Genomic DNA, 529 nt, shown 5'->3' with positions numbered 1-529 from the left:
TCCGGCTTGACCCCAAGGGCAATCAGGTGATGCGCCAGCCGGTTGGCCTGTGCGTTGAGCTCGCCATAGCTCAGCCGCTCATCTTCGCAGACCAGCGCCACCGCTTCCGGCGCTTTTTGCACCTGTGCCTCGAACAGCTCATGGATGCATCGTTCCGACGGATAGGACGCCGCGGTCCGGTTCAACTCCTCCAAGAGATAGCTGCGCTCGTCGACTGGCAGGATGTCGATGCGGCCGACTACCTGGTCTGCATCGGCAGCCATCGCCCGCAGCAGCGCCAGCAAATAACCACGCTGCCGCTCGATCGTCGCCTGATCAAACAGCGCCGTGGCATAACCAAGGGTTCCGGCGATCTCCTCGCCATGCTCGCCAAGGCTCAGCTCCAGATCGAACTTGATCTGATCGATCTCCTCGGAGGCAGCTTCGATATTCAGCCCCGGCAGGTCCAGTGACCCAACGCCATTGTTCTCCCAGGCCAGCATCACCTGCAACAACGGCGTGTGGTCAAGAGCCCGGGGCGGCTGTACGA

The 529-nt window shown here is 62.0% G+C and carries 1 protein-coding gene; it reads right to left on the bottom strand.

The features are described from left to right. Positions 1–482: AMP-binding protein (locus FNJ47_RS46560; RefSeq protein WP_236000606.1), on the bottom strand; the 482-nt coding region annotated here is incomplete at its 3' end. Between the last annotated feature and the right edge of the window lie 47 nt (positions 483–529).

The sequence above is a fragment of the Bradyrhizobium uaiense genome, assembly GCF_010811875.1.
Classification (GTDB): domain Bacteria; phylum Pseudomonadota; class Alphaproteobacteria; order Rhizobiales; family Xanthobacteraceae; genus Bradyrhizobium; species Bradyrhizobium uaiense.
Note: the sequence above shows the minus strand (reverse complement) of the source record. Positions and strands in the feature narration are given on the sequence as shown.